The 16,095-nt window shown below is 58.6% G+C and carries 13 protein-coding genes and 1 pseudogene; 10 read left to right on the forward strand and 4 right to left on the reverse strand.

Features of this window, described 5'->3' with window-relative positions; all coding sequences use genetic code 11:
* The first annotated feature begins 64 nt into the window (after positions 1-64).
* The 5 genes from RHIBUN_RS0103985 to RHIBUN_RS0104005 are packed head-to-tail and all read left to right on the forward strand — an operon-like array spanning position 65 to position 6,279.
* Positions 65-1,051, forward strand: a complete 987-nt coding sequence (locus RHIBUN_RS0103985) for an ABC transporter permease (protein ID WP_025658556.1) — start codon at positions 65-67, stop codon at positions 1,049-1,051.
* Complete coding sequence (locus RHIBUN_RS0103990; protein ID WP_025658557.1) at positions 1,048-2,202, forward strand: ABC transporter permease subunit; 1,155 nt, start codon at positions 1,048-1,050, stop codon at positions 2,200-2,202. Before RHIBUN_RS0103985 ends, RHIBUN_RS0103990 begins: the two co-directional genes overlap by 4 nt.
* Positions 2,199-3,899, forward strand: coding sequence for an ABC transporter ATP-binding protein (locus tag RHIBUN_RS0103995; RefSeq protein WP_025658558.1), 1,701 nt, complete (start codon positions 2,199-2,201; stop codon positions 3,897-3,899). The genes RHIBUN_RS0103990 and RHIBUN_RS0103995 overlap by 4 nt, the downstream gene beginning before the upstream one ends.
* Positions 3,900-3,902: 3 nt before the next feature.
* Positions 3,903-5,111: a D-mannonate dehydratase ManD gene (gene manD / locus RHIBUN_RS0104000; RefSeq protein ID WP_025658559.1), complete on the forward strand. Its 1,209-nt coding sequence runs from the start codon at positions 3,903-3,905 to the stop codon at positions 5,109-5,111.
* A gap of 13 nt (positions 5,112-5,124) precedes the next feature.
* Positions 5,125-6,279 carry a mandelate racemase/muconate lactonizing enzyme family protein gene (locus RHIBUN_RS0104005; protein ID WP_025658560.1) on the forward strand — a complete coding sequence of 385 codons (1,155 nt, stop codon included), beginning with the start codon at positions 5,125-5,127 and terminating at the stop codon, positions 6,277-6,279.
* Between the two features lie 280 nt (positions 6,280-6,559).
* On the opposite strand, the gene RHIBUN_RS0104010 is transcribed toward RHIBUN_RS0104005, so the two are convergent.
* From RHIBUN_RS0104010 to RHIBUN_RS0104020, 3 genes are read right to left on the reverse strand one after another with little or no spacing between them, the layout of a single operon-like run.
* On the reverse strand, positions 6,560-7,714 hold the full coding sequence (locus RHIBUN_RS0104010; RefSeq protein ID WP_025658561.1) for an amidohydrolase: 1,155 nt from the start codon (positions 7,712-7,714) through the stop codon (positions 6,560-6,562).
* A gap of 4 nt (positions 7,715-7,718) precedes the next feature.
* On the reverse strand, positions 7,719-8,963 hold the full coding sequence (locus tag RHIBUN_RS0104015; RefSeq protein ID WP_025658562.1) for a Zn-dependent hydrolase: 1,245 nt from the start codon (positions 8,961-8,963) through the stop codon (positions 7,719-7,721).
* Positions 8,960-10,168 carry a diaminopropionate ammonia-lyase gene (locus RHIBUN_RS0104020; protein ID WP_025658563.1) on the reverse strand — a complete coding sequence of 403 codons (1,209 nt, stop codon included), beginning with the start codon at positions 10,166-10,168 and terminating at the stop codon, positions 8,960-8,962. Before RHIBUN_RS0104020 ends, RHIBUN_RS0104015 begins: the two co-directional genes overlap by 4 nt.
* A gap of 109 nt (positions 10,169-10,277) precedes the next feature.
* Between RHIBUN_RS0104020 and RHIBUN_RS0104025 the strand changes: the two genes are divergently transcribed.
* The 3 genes from RHIBUN_RS0104025 (at position 10,278) to RHIBUN_RS0104035 (ending at position 13,426) form a co-directional block, all read left to right on the forward strand.
* Entirely contained in the window at positions 10,278-10,760 is a 483-nt protein-coding gene (locus RHIBUN_RS0104025) for an Lrp/AsnC family transcriptional regulator (RefSeq protein ID WP_025658564.1), read from the forward strand.
* Between the two features lie 357 nt (positions 10,761-11,117).
* Positions 11,118-11,933, forward strand: a complete 816-nt coding sequence (locus tag RHIBUN_RS0104030) for a PDZ domain-containing protein (protein ID WP_156932671.1) — start codon at positions 11,118-11,120, stop codon at positions 11,931-11,933.
* 320 nt (positions 11,934-12,253) lie between these two features.
* Positions 12,254-13,426 carry an adenylate/guanylate cyclase domain-containing protein gene (locus tag RHIBUN_RS0104035; RefSeq protein ID WP_025658566.1) on the forward strand — a complete coding sequence of 391 codons (1,173 nt, stop codon included), beginning with the start codon at positions 12,254-12,256 and terminating at the stop codon, positions 13,424-13,426.
* 814 nt (positions 13,427-14,240) lie between these two features.
* Here the strand turns inward: RHIBUN_RS0104035 and RHIBUN_RS0104045 are convergent.
* Positions 14,241-15,113 carry a LysR family transcriptional regulator gene (locus RHIBUN_RS0104045; protein ID WP_025658568.1) on the reverse strand — a complete coding sequence of 291 codons (873 nt, stop codon included), beginning with the start codon at positions 15,111-15,113 and terminating at the stop codon, positions 14,241-14,243.
* 82 nt (positions 15,114-15,195) lie between these two features.
* On the opposite strand from RHIBUN_RS0104045, the gene RHIBUN_RS0104050 reads away from it, so the two are divergent.
* Together RHIBUN_RS0104050 and RHIBUN_RS35110 are read left to right on the forward strand one after the other, a co-directional pair.
* Positions 15,196-15,846: a DMT family transporter gene (locus tag RHIBUN_RS0104050; RefSeq protein WP_025658569.1), complete on the forward strand. Its 651-nt coding sequence runs from the start codon at positions 15,196-15,198 to the stop codon at positions 15,844-15,846.
* A gap of 61 nt (positions 15,847-15,907) precedes the next feature.
* Positions 15,908-16,095, forward strand: a pseudogene (locus RHIBUN_RS35110) (IS630 family transposase); the annotation flags it as partial.

Genomic DNA, 16,095 nt, shown 5'->3' on the forward strand with positions numbered 1-16,095 from the left:
TCCGGGCCGGCGGGGAAACTTCCCCCCGGTCCGCCCCTTCGATCCTATCGAGCGGTCAGAAATCATGCTCCGTTATATCGCCAAACGGCTGGTGTTCGCGATACCGACACTCCTTGCCGTTTCCATCATCGCCTTCGTCATCATCCAACTCCCGCCCGGTGATTATCTCACGACTCTGATGGCCGACTGGGCAAGCCAGGGTGGGGCGGTCGAAGAGGGCACGGTTGCCGCCATGCGTGAGCGCTACGGTCTCGATCAACCGATGTATTTCCAATATTACAAATGGATGGCCGGGATCCTCATGCATGGCGATTTCGGGATTTCATTCGAGCTCGGCAAGCCGGTCACCGAATTGATCTGGGGCCGCCTTGGCTTCTCTCTCCTCCTGTCCTTGCTGACGCTCTGCTTCGTATGGGCGATCGCCATTCCGATCGGCATCCTGTCGGCCGTGCGCCAGTATTCGATCTCCGACTATTCCGCGACCTTCCTTGCCTTCTTCTTTCTGGCCGTGCCTGACTTCCTGATGGCGCTTTCGGCGATGTACGTCATGTCGGCCTATTTCGGCCAAAGTGTCGGCGGCCTGTTTTCGCCCGCTTTCGTCGACGCGGCCTGGAGTTTTGCCAAGCTTGGCGATTTTGCCAAACACGTCTGGCTGCCTGTGCTCGTCATCGGCCTCGGCTCGCTTGCAGCACTCGTTCGCATCATGCGCGCCAACCTGCTCGACGAATTGTCCAAGCCCTACGTGACGACGGCCCGCGCCAAGGGCATGTCCGAATTCGAGCTTCTCATTCGCTACCCGGTGCGCCTTGCACTCAATCCGCTGATCTCGACGCTCGGCTGGATCCTGCCCGCCGTTATTTCGGGTGAGATCATTGTCTCGGTTGTCATGAGCTTGCCGACGACGGGACCGCTGCTGCTGCGCGCCTTGCTTGCACAAGACATGTATCTCGCTGGCTCGCTCATCCTGTTGATTTCGGTGCTTACCATCATCGGCACGCTGATTTCCGACATCCTGCTCGCCATCACTGACCCGCGGATCCGGTTCCAATGACAGACATCACTCAGCTCCCGCCGGAGACCGGCACATCGATCGACCTTCACCGCAGTGATATTGCCGTTGCCGGCCAATGGCGGCTCTTCTGGCTGAAATTCAAGAAGCACAAGATCGCTCTGGCAAGCCTTGTCGTCATCGTGTTCATGTATCTCGTCGCTGCCTTCGCGGATTTCATCGCACCGTTCGATCCCAACGCGACCAATGCGCGTTTCACCTACGCCCCTCCACAGGGTATATCGCTTCTGCTGGACGGCTCCTTGCGCCCACACGTCAATCAGCTGAAGATGACGTTGAACACAGAATCCATGCGGCGTGAGTTCACCCCGGATCCTGCCAAGCCGATCCCGGTCGGCTTTTTCGTACCTGCGGCGCAACCATACACTCTCCTCGGCTTCATCCCTATGAGGACCAAGCTCTTTGGCCTCACCAACCCGATGCCGGGAGACAGCATGTACATCTTTGGCGCAGATCGCCTCGGACGAGACATCTTCTCGCGCGTGGTCCATGGTGCACAGATCTCCCTCTCGATCGGCCTTGTCGGCGTCTTCATGAGCCTGATCCTTGGCGTCACGATCGGCGGCATATCCGGATTTTTCGGGGGCTGGGCCGATATCGCCATCCAGCGTTTCATCGAGCTGTTGCGCTCGATCCCAACGATCCCGCTATGGATGGGGCTGGCGGCAGCAATCCCCGTTGGCTGGCCACCGCTCAGGACGTATTTCGTCATCACCCTGATCGTTTCGCTGATTGGCTGGACGAGCCTGGCGCGGGAGGTGCGTGGCAAGTTTCTCTCTCTGCGCAATGAGGACTTCGTGATTGCCGCACGTCTCGACGGCATGAGCGAGCTCGGCATCATCTTCCACCATCTGGTGCCGTCCTTCATGAGCCACATCATCGCCACGCTGACGCTGGCGATCCCCTCGATGATCCTGGCTGAAACCGCACTCTCGTTCCTCGGCGTCGGTCTACAGCCGCCGATCATTTCCTGGGGCGTGCTCCTTCAGGAGGCGCAGAACATCCGTGCGGTCGCTCAAGCGCCCTGGCTCCTGTTCACGCCGGCTGCCGCAATTGTCATCTCGGTGCTTTCCCTCAACTTCCTCGGCGACGGCCTCCGCGATGCCGCAGATCCCTACGAGTCGGTGTCATGACCATGAACAACGATACACTCCTCAAGGTCGACAACCTGAAAACCTACTTCCCGACGCGCACGGGTCTGTTCAAGGCGGTCGACGACGTGTCCTTCGAGCTGAAACGCGGAAAGACACTCTGTGTTGTCGGCGAATCCGGATCCGGGAAGTCGGTTACGGCGCGCTCCATCCTGCAGATCGTCGATAAACCCGGTCGTATCGAGGATGGTTCGATCGTATTGACGCGGGGAGACGGCACATCGGTGGATCTCGCCAAGCTCGACCCGCGCGGCAAGGAAATTCGCGGCGTTCGCGGCAAGGAGATCGCCATGATTTTCCAGGAGCCGATGAGTTCACTGTCGCCCGTCCATCGTATCGGCGCGCAGATCGGCGAAGCGCTGCGCATACATTTCGGCGTTCGCGGCAAGGCGCAGCGCGACCGCGTTCTCGAGCTGCTGCGCCAGGTCGAAATACCGCGCCCTGAAACCGCAATCGACCGCTACACTTTCGAATTCTCAGGAGGCATGCGCCAGCGGGTCATGATCGCCATGGCGCTCGCCTGCAATCCCCAGGTTCTGATCGCCGATGAGCCGACGACAGCACTCGACGTCACCACCCAGGCCGAAATTCTCGATCTGATCAAACGACTGCAGCACAGCCACGGCATGGCCGTGCTCTTCATTACCCACGACATGGGTGTCGTTGCCGAAATCGCCGACGAAGTCTTGGTGATGTATCGGGGCAAGGTGATGGAGCGTGGCTCCGTGGAGCAGATTTTCCACGCACCAAAGGACGACTACACGCGCCGCCTGATCGGTTCGGTCGTCAAGTTGGAGAAGAAGGCGGAAGTTCGGCTGACACGATCCGAAATCCCCGTTGGCGCGCCGCCGCTACTCGCGGTCAAGAACCTCTCGCTGACTTTCCCATCCGGCCTGAAGGCAGTGGACGACGTGTCGCTGATCGTTCGTGCCGGTGAAACCCTCGGCATCGTCGGTGAATCCGGCTCGGGCAAGACGACAATGGGACGTTGCTTGCTGCGCATTTACGATCCGCAAGCCGGCGCTATGAATTACCGCCGCGCTGACGGCAGCACGGTCGATCTTTGCTCGGCCGACAAAACGACATTGAAGGATGTTCGCCACGATATCCGGATGATCTTCCAGGACCCGGTCGGATCGCTCAGCCCACGCAAGACGGTCGGCCAGATCATTGCCGAGCCGCTGAAGCTCGCTGGCGTGAAGGGCAGATCCCTCGATGATCGGGTCTCGGAACTTATGCAGCAGGTCGGCCTCGAACCGGCCTGGCGTGAACGCTACCCGCATGCTTTTTCCGGCGGTCAGCGACAGCGTATCGGTATTGCGCGGGCGATTGCGCTCAAGCCGCGGCTGATTGTTGCCGATGAAGCAACCTCGGCACTCGATGTGTCGTTGCGCTCACAGATGCTTGACCTCATGATGAAGTTGCAGGACGAGCTCGGTCTCTCCTACGTCTTCATCTCGCACGATATGTCGGTTATCCGCTACATGTGCGACCGCGTTGCTGTGATGTATCGCGGCAAGATCGTCGAGGCGGGCGACACCGATCAGGTCGTCAACAATCCGGCGCATGACTATACCCGCGCGCTGCTCTCCGCCATTCCTCATCCCGACCCGCGCAACCGGCGCATCCACAACCGGTTCCGCTACGACCCCGCACGTACAGTTTCAGCCAACGGATAAGTCATGAAAATTACCGACGTCAAAATCATTGTCTGCTCGCCCGGACGCAATTTCGTCACCGTCAAGATCTTCACCGACGAGGGGCTGACAGGGGTCGGCGACGCCACTCTGAACGGTCGTGAAAAGGCCGTCGTAGCCTATCTTCAGGATCATCTTGCACCATTGCTCATCGGCCGCGATCCAAGCCGCATCGAGGATATCTGGCAGTATTTCTATAAGGGAGCCTATTGGCGCCGCGGTCCTGTGACGATGGCGGCGATCGCCGGTATCGATACCGCACTTTGGGACATCAAGGCGAAAGCCGCCAACATGCCGCTTTACCAGCTGCTGGGCGGCGCCAGCCGCGAGAAGGTGCTGTGCTACACACACGCGCAGGGCACTGATATTGCCGAAGCGGTCGAAGCGGTCGGCAAGCGGATAGAGCAGGGCTACAAGGCGATCCGTGTTCAGGTCGGCATTCCCGGCCTGCCCGACGTCTATGGCACCGGCAAGAAGTCGGTCACCAACAACGCTGCAGACGATGCCATTCCCCACGAAGAAACATGGTCGACGTCGAAATATCTGCGCTATGTTCCCGAACTCTTCAAGGCGGTCCGCGAGGCGCATGGCTGGGACATTGAGCTCCTGCATGACAGCCACCATCGCCTCACGCCGATCGAAGCGGCGCGGTTGGGTAAAGACCTCGAATTTGCACGGCTCTTCTGGTTGGAAGACACGGTGGCGGCCGAGTATCAGGAGGGCTTCCGTCTGATCCGCAAACACACCACGACACCGCTTGCCGTGGGTGAAGTCTTCAACACCATCTGGGACGCGCGGTTATTGATGGAAGAGCAGCTGATCGACTACATCAGGACGACCACGGTACATGCCGGCGGTGTGACCGCCCAAAGGCGCATCATGGATTTCGCCAGCGTCTACAATGTCCGCACTGCCTGCCACGGCGCAATGGACATGTCGCCGATCTGCCTCGGCGCCAACCTGCATCTCGACCTCTGGGTGCCGAATTTCGGCATCCAGGAATATTCGGGCTACCTGCCGGAAATCCTTGAGGTGTTCCCGAGTGCCTGGAGCCTGGATGACGGTTATCTCCATCCGGGCGATGCGGTCGGCCACGGTGTCGATATCGATGAAAAGCTTGCCGAGAAATATCCATATCAGCGCGCCTATCTGCCTGTGAACCGTCTCGAAGACGGCACGCTCTGGCACTGGTAACCGGAGAACGGACATGAAGATCACAGCAATCAAGAGCTACGCCGTCAAGGTTGGCATTCGCAACCAGCTTCTGGTGAAGGTCGAGACCGATGACGGGATTTTCGGCTGGGGCGAAAGTGGACTCTCCGGCCGCGAGAAGGCGGTCGTCGGTGCGCTGGAACATTATGCGGAATTCTTGCGTGGCCGCGACCCGTTCAAGATCGGAGCGCTCTGGCAGGAGATGTATCGCAGCCAGTATTTCGAGGGCGGTCGCGTATTGCAGGCTGCGATCTCGGCGATCGACATCGCGCTCCACGACATCAAGGGCAAAGCGCTTGGCGTGCCCGTCTACGAGTTGCTCGGCGGCAAGCAGCGCGACCGGATACCAACCTTTGCGACGACCTTCGCGGAGCCGGGGCCAGCGATGATCGAGCAGGCACAGATGCTGGTCGAGCATGGATGGAGGGCCATGCGACTTTCGCCCTCGGGTCACGAGCACAAGGAGATTTACGAGCCCCGCGAACATATCGCGATGACAGCGAAATGGTGCGTCAAAGCTCGGGAAACACTGGGCGAGGAAATCGTGCTAGGCATCGACTATCACCACCGCCTGACGGTCGCTGAAGCTGCAAGCTTCTGCCAGAAGATGCCGAAGGGCACACTGGACTTCCTCGAGGAGCCAATCCGCGACGAAACACCGGGCGCCTACGAGGCGCTGCGTCGAATGACCGATGTTCCGTTTGCGATCGGCGAGGAGTTCTCGTCGAAGTGGCAGTTCCTGCCCTTCATCGAGCGCGACATTCACCAGTTCAATCGCCTTGATGTCTGTAATGTCGGCGGTCTGACTGAATCGATGAAGGTCGCCGGCTGGAGCGAGGCTCACTATGTCGACATGATGCCTCACAATCCACTCGGCCCGGTATGCACGGCTGCCACGATCCACTTCTGCGCCGCGGTTGCGAATTTTGCCTGGTTGGAAACGCGGGCGAGCCCCGCGGAGACGCATCTGGGTTTTGACAATTCTGACTTCTTTCCGGTCCAGCCACGGCTTGAGGCTGCCTGCTATCCAGTTTCCGATGCGCCCGGCCTGGGGGTCGAAGTGAACGAGGAGTTGATTGCCAGGCAGAGCTTTGAATTCTGGGAGGCGCCTCATCTGAAACGCCGGGATGGCTCGGTGACGAATTGGTGAGAAAGGGAAGCGAGCCGACTTGAACGGGCGAGAAAATTGCGCGCCGGGTTCATCGTACCTCGCACATGGCGCAAGCGCACTTTTCACCGACCCTTTCGCGGTCCAGGCAGAGAACGACCGCAGGGTACTTGGCTCGATTTTGAGATTGAGGTCGCCCGCGTTGGGCCCAGAAAGACCGGCGGACCAACGTCACTTCGTCGCACGTTGCGATGATCGTCTTCTGTGGCAAGGCGCTAGATCCTGGATGCCGAAAATTTGCCTGCAACTGCCGTCGCTTTGGTCAATTTGCTAGGCGTCGACGCGCTATTGCTGCATGAAATCGCATGCCATGGACAAGGCCGTTGTCATTGAAGTCATAATTCGGATTGTGGAGCGGAGCCGATGTCTCGCCATTGCCGAGGAAGACGAAGCACCCAGGCACCCGGCTGAGGAACTGCGCGAAATCTTCTGATCCCGTCATCGGTTTTGATGCGACCCTTGCGTTCGACGCGCCATATAATTCCACCGCCACGGCCATGGCTTCGGCAGCCAAGGCGGTGTCGTTCATAAGTGGAACGAATTCACGCGTGTAACGGACATCGGCCTCGACATTATAGGCAAGCGCAGTGCCTTGCGCGATAATCCGCATCTGCTGCTCGATGCGCTCGCTGATCTCCCTGCGGAAGCTGCGGGCATCACCGAGAATGCGTGCCATGCCGGGCAGGGCATTCCTGGTGCCGTCGGTGATGAGCTCAGTGACGGATACGACGCCGATGTCGGCCGGGTCGATGCGCCGCGCGACGATCGTCTGCAGATTGGTAACGATGGCGCAGGCGGCGACCAGGACTTCGCTGCCCCAGTGCGGTCGGGCGGCGTGTCCCCCGACGCCCTTGAGCGTGATCTCGAAATTGTCCTCCGCCGACATGAATTCTTCGGGTTTTGTCTCGAAATAGCCAACAGGAAGACCCGGCATATTGTGGATGCCATAGATTTCATCAAACGGATATTTCTCGAAAAGACCATCGGACATCATCGCGAGTGCGCCTTTGCCCCATTCCTCGGCCGGCTGGAAAATGAAGCGGACCGTCCCGTCGAAACCGCCTTCTGCGGCAAGCATCTTCGCGGCTCCGAGGAGCATAGCGGTGTGACCGTCGTGACCACAGGCGTGCATGAGCCCGCAGTTGCGGGATTTATGTTGCATGTCACCCTGCTCGGTAATGCGCAGGGCGTCCATGTCGGCTCGCAAGGCGATGGCGCGGTTGCCGGTCCCTCGCTTGAGGGTTCCGACAACCCCGGTACCACCGACGCCTTCGGCGACCTCATCGAGGCCAAATGCTCTAAGTTTGTCGGCGACAAACGCAGCCGTGGCTTGCTCCGCAAAACCGAATTCTGGATTGGCATGGAGGTGTCGCCGCCACTCGCTCATTTCGGCATGGAGCGTCTCAATGTCGGTCATGAGATCAGTTCTCCGGTGCGGTGAGATTGCGGACCACGTCAAGCAACACATTGGCTCCTGCGACCAGATCGGTGTTGGGCGTGAATTCCTTGGGGTTATGGCTGATGCCGCCGATACTGGGTACGAAAATCATCCCCGAGGGTGCGATCCTGGCGATCATCTGAGCATCGTGCCCTGCACCTGAGGTCATCCTTTTCGATTTCAATCCGCGGGCCGTCGCAGCCTCCACGACCGCCGCCACAATGCCGCTGTCGAAAGTCACCGGCTGAAATCTTGCCAGACATTTCGTGGTGATTGTGACCTGCTCATCGTCCGCAACCGTATCGAGGTATGTTGCCAAGGCAGCTTCTTCCGCCAACAGTTTCTCCTCATCGGGATCGCGCAGGTCAACCGTGAAAGTCGCTTTCGAGGGGATCACGTTGATTGCGTTCGGCTCGAACTCCATGCACCCGACTGTGGCGACCGTAGGGGTGTTAGAGGCCTTCGCCCGGTCGCGCAGAAAGGTGATGATGCGCGCTGCTGCCAAGCCGGCATCGCGGCGCAGCGAAATGGGCGTCGTGCCTGCATGGTTGGCATCTCCCTCGATGGTTACTCGCTGCCAGGAAATGCCCTGCAGGTTCTCGACGGCCCCAACCGTGGTCTCCTCGCGCTCGAGGATCGGCCCTTGTTCAATGTGGAGTTCGATATAGGCGTGCGGTTGCAGGAAGCCGGGCTGATGTGGTCCGGCATAGCCAATCCTGGCAAGCTCCTCACCAAGGACAGAGCCATCGGTGCCTACGGTGGCAAGCGCTTCATCGACATCAAGTCCGCCGACATGGACCAGCGACCCCATCATGTCAGGCGCATAACGCACGCCTTCTTCGTTGGTAAATGCAGCAATCGCGATAGGTCGGTTTGGATTGAAGCCCTCCGATTTCAGAGTTTCTACGACTTCCAGTCCCGAAAGGACACCGTAACAGCCGTCAAACACCCCTGCATTGATCACAGTATCGATATGAGACCCCAGCATCAGCGGTTTTGCTTTATCGTCGGCCTGTATCGGCGCCCAGATGCCGAAGATGTTGCCGATGCGATCGACTGCGACATCGAGCCCGGCTTCCTGCATCCAGGCGATCAAGCGATCCCGGCCGTGCTTGTCCGCGTCGGACGCCGCGAGCCTGACAAGGCGGCAATCCATGTCTCTGCCAATGGAGCCGAGTTCACGCAGACGTCCGAGCAAGCGTTCCTCATTTACCGATGATCCAGTCATGCCGCCGCCCCTGCGTTTCTCGACAAAACAGATCCGGGTGTTTCCCCGACGATCGCCTCATACTTGAGCGGATCGGTCGCTCCTTCGGTGTTGATCACAAGGACACGCGATTGATCTCCAAGCCGCAAATGAGCCTTGATCTGCCGATCACCGATGGCCCTGATCAATCCGGCCAGGCCAACGCCACCGCTTTCGCCCGCCACGACGGCGGGGTCTCCCCCGACCGGGTGGGCCAGCCTCTTCATGACGGTGACTGCGTCGTGTTCGTCTACGGTCATGAACGCGTCGGCCACACGCGAAAGGATGCGCCAGGCTACCAGGGACGGCTGGTAGCATTCGAGCATGGCCATGATTGTCGGCTCACCGTGGTCAACCGTCACTGGATGCCCGGCCCTGGCGCTCTCGACGATGCATGCTGCACGTTCGGGATCAACAACTGTGAAGATCGGGCGTGTGTCCCCCATGACAAGCGCGAGATAGCCGGCTGCCGCAGCAGCGATGCCGCCAACCCCTGACTGAACGAAAACATGGGTCGGCGGGTCCTGCAACTCCCGGAGTGCCTCGCGGAATATCGCGGTGTAGCCCTGCATTACAAGGCTTGGAATGCGCTCATAGCCAGGCCAGGACGTATCCGACACGATTGTCCAGCCACGCTCGATCGCAACCTTGGACGCTTCCTTGACAGAGTCGTCGTAGGTTCCCTCGACGCGGCACACGTCGGCGCCAAATCCTGCGATGGCCGCCACCCGTTGGTCGCTGACGCCCGAGTGAACGAAAATCACGGCACGTGCGCCGACGGTCTGCGCCCCCTGGGCCACGGAACGTCCGTGGTTGCCGTCGGTGGCACAGGCAACCGTCATGGTTTTTGCCACGGCCAGGACCTCCGGTGAACCAAGTTCAGTTACATCGACTTGCCTGGAAAGGCGTTTGCTTGCCTCCTCGAGCACAAGACGCATCACCGCGTAGGCACCGCCAAGCGCCTTGAAGCTGCCAAGGCCGAACCGGAAGCCTTCGTCCTTCATATGGATGCTCGAAACCCCGAGTTTGCGGGCAAGGCCGCCGAGGGACACCAAGGGCGTCTTCGCGTTTTTTTGGCGGTGCGACAGGAACCTCTCGACCTCCGCGGCAGCCACCGGTCCAAGAGCTTCCGCGTCCCGTGGGTCAAGTGGAGACTTGTAGGCGCTATTCGAATTTATGAGAAACATGGGGGCCTCGCTCGGGTTCGAGGGGAAAATATATTGCATTGCCTCCGCATCGTGCGCTGAATATTGGGGACTGATTTGCAAGGTTGTTTCGTCAAGGGAGCGAAAAAGTATGGGTGCGCTGGCGCAGAAGATCATTTTGGATGACTTCGACCGCAAAATCCTCGCCCTCCTCCAGAGGGACAACCTCACGCCGCAGAGAATGATCGGCGAAGCCGTCAATCTGTCGGCTCCAGCGGTTCAGCGCCGGATCAAGAAGATGACGGAAGCCCGTGTGATCAAGGCAAATGTCGCGATCGTCGATCCCGCAGCGCTGGGGCATCCGATCACAATCTTCGTTGAAGTGGAGGTGATCAGCGAGACCGCAGAACAAATCGAAAGCGCCAAGCGGGAATTCGCGGCGACCCCCGAAATCCAGCAGTGCTACTATGTCACGGGCGAAGCGGATTTTGTCCTCGTCGTCGTCGTACCATCCATGAAGGCATATGAATCCCTGACCCGGCGGCTCTTTTTCGGAAACAACAACGTCAAACGTTTCCGGACGTTTGTCGCGATGGACCGCATCAAGAGTGGACTGGAAGTCCCGGTTCCGTGAATTCGGCGAAACTCGTGCAGCGCGGATCAGGACCAGGAGGCAGCGGGAGGTCATTTCGCCCTTGGCCGTGCGCGGTCAACGGCGACCGCAGCTTCTTGGAGGTGACCGCCCCCTTGTGGCGAAACCCTTGCGACCAGGGCGGACGATGCAGCGCCAGCTCCCTAAAGGCTAATACATCGCTACAGTTGCAAAAGCTTGCGATCAAGTATTAAATTATTTTAATACATTACTTATTGGCAATGAAATTGTAATATACTTTTAATTTGAAAACATAATTGGCTGGCTTCATATCCTCGCCAAGCGTTGAGCTTCACTGAGAGGCTTTACGCAGTGAAGCAATTTAATAGGACTGAAATCGTGACAAGCATTGTCAATCGCCGCAGATCTGCGGCTCTTCTGGGCGTAGCCATTATGATCGGCGCGGCCTCCATCTCCCTCGAAACGTCATCTGCATTTGCCGCATCCGCCATTCAGGCCGATCAGGCAAAGGTGGTTGTCGCAAATTCTCAGAACGCCGGTTCCGTCGACCACGGCTACCTCGGTGTCCAGATCCAGCCGGTGACGCAGGAAGTTGCCGACGCGATCGATCTGGCAAATCCGGCTGGTGCGCTTGTTGCAAACGTCTCGAAAGACTCGCCCGCCGCTCGCGCCGGTATCAAGCAGGGCGATGCCATTACGGCGGTTGGCGAAAAGCCGGTGTCGACACCGAAGGACCTGTCGCAGCTCGTGGCGGATCTTACCCCTGGTGACAAGAAAACCGTTACGGTTTGGCGTTTTGGTAAGAGCGTCGACCTCACGGTCGAGATCGGCAGCAGCGACGACGGAATGGCTCAGCTTGCTGCTCCCAAAGGCTCCGAACAGGCGATCCCAGCCGGTCCGCGGATTGGTGTCGCACTTGTCGACCTGACGCCGGAAGTTCGTGAGCGGCTGGACCTCTCCCAGGACGTCCAAGGTGCCGTCGTTGCCAACGTATCGCCTGACAAACCGGCAGCCTCGGCGGGGCTGAAAGCCGGTGACGTCATTCTGTCAGTCAACGACAAGACAATCCAGAATGCCAGTGGAGCCAAGAACGCAGTTGCGGATGTTGCGAAGGCCAAGAAGAAGTCAGTGCTGCTGCTGATACAGCGCGGCAATAACACGACCTTCGTAGCCGTGCCGTTCACGACGGCTTAACCGGCAGACTGGGGCCGACGCGAAAGACGCGTCGGCCTTTTTGCTTTGGCCGACCGCGCAGCCATTCGCAAACCGCGACCCGCCAATCAATCTCGCGAAGAGGCGCGCATCCCTATGAGGCGGCAGCAATAGGCGAGGAAACCTGGTTCTGGCCTTCCACGACGGTAAAGGCCCGCAAGCGCGGAGAACTTTCGAAGGTAGCTTCTACGACCGCCCGCCTCGTCGGAAAGCCTCCTTTTTTTCTTTTGGATTTCGTTTGCCTTCTCGACCGGGCATCCAGTGCCAGCCTATGGTGGATGCGCGATGATGGAGGATTTTTCGTGCAGGGTTTGCAGGAGCTGATCGACTGGATCATCGGGGAGGGCCTATCCAGCCGGAGCGTCGAGCAGATCATGGAGGGACTTGGGCCAAGATTGGTCGCTTTAGGTTATCCGATTGTCCGCGCCTCGATTGCAATGCCATCCATCGACCCGATGCAGAAGGGATTTTCGGTCGCGTGGTCGCCACACTCGGTCATGTCCGTTGACATCCAAGGGCACGATGACGCGGGACAGGAGATGTTCGAGCGCTCACCGATCTTCCATCTGCTGTCGAATAACCTTCTCTACGGCCGGTGGAGCCTGCCGGCGAACGAAACCAATAGCTTTCCGTTGTTTGACGAATTGGCACAGCTCGGCGCGACTGAGTACTTGATCAAGCTTGCGGAGTTTCCTGGAGAGACTGCCCTTGGTGGCGTGGGCTTCTCGATAGCAGTCGATGGACCCGGCGGATTTTCAGAACAGCAAATTGCAGACGTCGAACGCTTGATGCCCGCGTTGGCACTGACTTGCTGCCGAGTTGCAACCACCCGCGTTGCGACCGACATGCTTGCCGTCTACACCGGGACGCGAACCAGTGGCCGCATTCTCAGCGGACAGACCCGTCGTGGAGATGGCGCCTCGATATACGCAGCAATCCTGCTTGCCGATCTAAAAGACTTCACGTCCTTGAACGAGCGGTGGCCACCGGAGAGGATCGTCGGCTGGCTGAACGAACACTTCGAGGCGATCGCCGGGCCGGTGGAGGAGAATGGTGGCGAGATCCTCAAATTTATGGGTGATAGCCTGCTGGCGATTTTCCCTGCTGACATCGACGATCCCTCCGAGGCTTGTGGCCGTGCTTTGTCGTCGGCTCGGATGGCCATGAAAGCCAATCAATTGCTGAATGCAAGGCGCAACGATGAAGAGGAGCCGCAGCTGTTGGTCGATATCGCTCTGCACGTTGGCGAGGTTTTCTACGGCAACATAGGTGCCTCCCGCCGCCTCGATTTCACGGCGATCGGCCGCGCAGTCAACGAAGCGGCCCGGATCGAAAAAGTTGCAGATACGGTCGGCTACAGCCTTCTGGCATCAAGGCCATTCGCAGCACAGGTACCGAAAGGGTTTAGGAATGTTGGTTCATTCGTGCTTAAGGGTGTGGCAGAGCCAGCGGACGTATACGCCTGGACGGGCTGATAGGCCTGACAGTTTATCGCCCATCTTCCGGGGTATGACGATTGGCTTCCAAGTGAGAGCCACCCTTTTAGATTGGCGGATGGATGACGTTCACACCAGGCCTGCCTTTAGGCCCGTTCAGTCGGCTGTCTGCTTGGGGGTCGCCCTCCATTGGTCTGCTGAAGCACGAGTATCGCCTCACCGAAAACCTCCCGGCGCCGGAGTGTTCGAGCGTTTGCCGCGCGTGTCCTTTCCACCTCTGACATTGTGGTTGCGTCGGCTAGCGAAGCCTCGTTTTCCACCATGTCGATCAGAAGGTTGCGCATCACTCCGTTCTCTTCCCGCAGGCGGTGCAGCTCGGCGCTTATCGGGGATGTCGACAGCTTGCGCTCAATCGTTTCCTCAATTGCCTTTTCGACCAACCGGGTCTTTGCGGCGTACAAACGTCCGACGAAGTATGTGCTGGTTAAAATGCAAAAGCTGAGGGCGAGAGTTAGGTATAGCATCCGTCAGGCTCCAATCATCACTTTGAGATTGTGATTTTGAACGCCGTTTTCAATAAGGCGTGGCAATCGCGGGGAGGCAAGCGGTGCTCTGACCTGGCGTTATGGGTGGTCTCCGGTCATCACGAAAGTTGCCCCGGAAACGACCATGTCTCACACGCTTCTTGAGGCTTTGGTCAACAGGCAAGCGGGTCCATCATGTCATGGTTATCGATGGTCCTTCGATCAAGTTGTGGTTAAACAATCCAGCCATATCGGAAAATGCCGCCATCGAGCCACAGCACCTCTCGGGGGCGTCATCCTGGCGCCATGCTGCCAACGGACACGGAAAATCAAGGCTGGAAATTCAACACTTGAAGGACCTCGCTGTGCATAGCGTCGACCGCCGCAGAGCGCTTAGAGTCTTTGCTGCGAACCAAGGCTACCTCCATTTTAGGCAGCTCCGGCAGACCATGGCGAGTATCCAGTAACTTGAAATGGCTGGGAACGCTGGATCGTGCGAGCACGGCAACGGCCAAACCTGCCTCTACTACCGCCAACTGTCCCGTTAGGTTATGTGAGCTATAGACTACACGGTAGTCCCGCCCAAGTGCCGCGATGCCTGCCAAAACTTCGCCACGGAAGCGGTTTCCCAGTTCGTGCAAAGCCAAGGGCAGCGGGTTTTTCCGCCATGCCTCATGTTGGTCTGACGCAACCCACACCAAGGGTTCGTAGAAAAGGAATATGCCGCGATTTGGCTCCCCTCGGGTCGCCATATCGCGTGTCACGAGTGCCAAATCCAAATCACCACGGTCGATCCTTGGCAATAGCGAACTCGATGGCTCGCAAACGACTGATATTTCTACTTCGGCAAAACGGTTGGCGAAGGTCCGCAAAATTGGCGCGAAGTAACTCGCGACGTAGTCGTCAGGGACACCGACGGCGACCTTCCCAGAAACCGTTGATCCGCGCATCGCGATCTGGGCGCGGCCGTGCAATTCGATCAGTTGTCGGGCGTAAGCGAGTAAATCGAAGCCGGGAGGGGTCAGAGACAGGTGGCGTGGCCCCCGGTTTAGCAAGGAACTCCCTACGCATTCCTCGAGCTTCTTGAGTTGCATACTGACTGCCGACTGGGAGCGGGAAACCTGACGGGATGCTGCCGTGATGGAGCCCGTGTCGACAACTGCCACGAAGGTTCTAAGCCAATCAATCTGGAGATCGTTCATCTCACCGTCCATTCGATTATCGAATGATACTTGTAACAGATATTCGCTTTTCTGGATATCGATCCAGCGCCATTATTTTCCGATGGACACACGGGGTCTCACATCACTTGCAACATCTGCCGGTTTGGCCGTCCCGGGTGACTCACGGGAACGCCAGGGCACGATCCTTATTGTGCTTGGCGGGCTGATCCTTGGGACGGTGGGCATCTTCGTGCTCCAGGCGAACCAAGACCCGCTCACTACGGTAGCATTTCGATGCTTTTTTGGGTTTCTTGCTCTGCTTTCGTGGGGCGCGTTGAGTGGGCGGTTGGCTGAAACCAGGCTGCAGGCACGGGACCTACTCGGCGCTGTCGCGACGGGCGTTCTGATGATTATTAGCTGGGCGCTCCATTTCGCCGCGATTCCACGTACGTCAATCGGCGTTTCCACTGTCGTATTCCATATCCAGCCATTCTGGACGATGGCGCTCGGTGTGTGGCTTCTTCGGGAAAAGGTGTCCCGAAAGCAGGTGGGCGCGGCGCTCTTGGCATTCGCTGGATTGGTGCTGACGACCGACGTGATGGGTACGGGCACGCGGCATCAAGAGTATTTCTATGGTTTGCTGATGAGCCTGTCGGGCTCGTTTGTCTACGCCTGGGTTCCATTGCTGACGAAAGTGATGAGATCCGTAAGTTCATTCGCCCTCGCTTGGTGGCAGTGTCTAGACGACCGATTCCATGAAAGCGGCGTTTGATGGAACCTGACGTGCGCTGGTGGATTCCTGGTTTGAGATTATTCAAATGAGGAGTTTCATCATGGCACCAAGGCGGCGAGTCATTGAGCTGGCGATGAGCGAGCAAGAGATCGAAACGCTGACAGCTCTTTCGCGGTCTCGAACCGAGCCGGCGAGCCGGGTATCGCGGGCAGCCATGCTGCTGGCCTACCGCGAGAACCCGTCGTTCTTTGCGGTGGGACGACGACTTGGCGTGCATCATCAGACGGT

The sequence above is a fragment of the Rhizobium sp. IBUN genome, from assembly GCF_000510625.1.
GTDB classification, from domain to species: Bacteria; Pseudomonadota; Alphaproteobacteria; order Rhizobiales; family Rhizobiaceae; genus Rhizobium; species Rhizobium altiplani.

What these genes read in the sequence shown, in the direction of transcription:
- RHIBUN_RS0103985 (WP_025658556.1), top strand. Translation starts at nt 65, where the DNA reads ATGCTCCGTTATATCGCCAAACGGCTGGTGTTCGCGATACCGACACTC.
- RHIBUN_RS0103990 (WP_025658557.1), top strand. Translation starts at nt 1,048, where the DNA reads ATGACAGACATCACTCAGCTCCCGCCGGAGACCGGCACATCGATCGAC.
- RHIBUN_RS0103995 (WP_025658558.1), top strand. Translation starts at nt 2,199, where the DNA reads ATGACCATGAACAACGATACACTCCTCAAGGTCGACAACCTGAAAACC.
- manD (WP_025658559.1), top strand. Translation starts at nt 3,903, where the DNA reads ATGAAAATTACCGACGTCAAAATCATTGTCTGCTCGCCCGGACGCAAT.
- RHIBUN_RS0104005 (WP_025658560.1), top strand. Translation starts at nt 5,125, where the DNA reads ATGAAGATCACAGCAATCAAGAGCTACGCCGTCAAGGTTGGCATTCGC.
- RHIBUN_RS0104010 (WP_025658561.1), bottom strand. Translation starts at nt 7,714, where the DNA reads ATGACCGACATTGAGACGCTCCATGCCGAAATGAGCGAGTGGCGGCGA.
- RHIBUN_RS0104015 (WP_025658562.1), bottom strand. Translation starts at nt 8,963, where the DNA reads ATGACTGGATCATCGGTAAATGAGGAACGCTTGCTCGGACGTCTGCGT.
- RHIBUN_RS0104020 (WP_025658563.1), bottom strand. Translation starts at nt 10,168, where the DNA reads ATGTTTCTCATAAATTCGAATAGCGCCTACAAGTCTCCACTTGACCCA.
- RHIBUN_RS0104025 (WP_025658564.1), top strand. Translation starts at nt 10,278, where the DNA reads ATGGGTGCGCTGGCGCAGAAGATCATTTTGGATGACTTCGACCGCAAA.
- RHIBUN_RS0104045 (WP_025658568.1), bottom strand. Translation starts at nt 15,113, where the DNA reads ATGAACGATCTCCAGATTGATTGGCTTAGAACCTTCGTGGCAGTTGTC.
- RHIBUN_RS0104050 (WP_025658569.1), top strand. Translation starts at nt 15,196, where the DNA reads ATGGACACACGGGGTCTCACATCACTTGCAACATCTGCCGGTTTGGCC.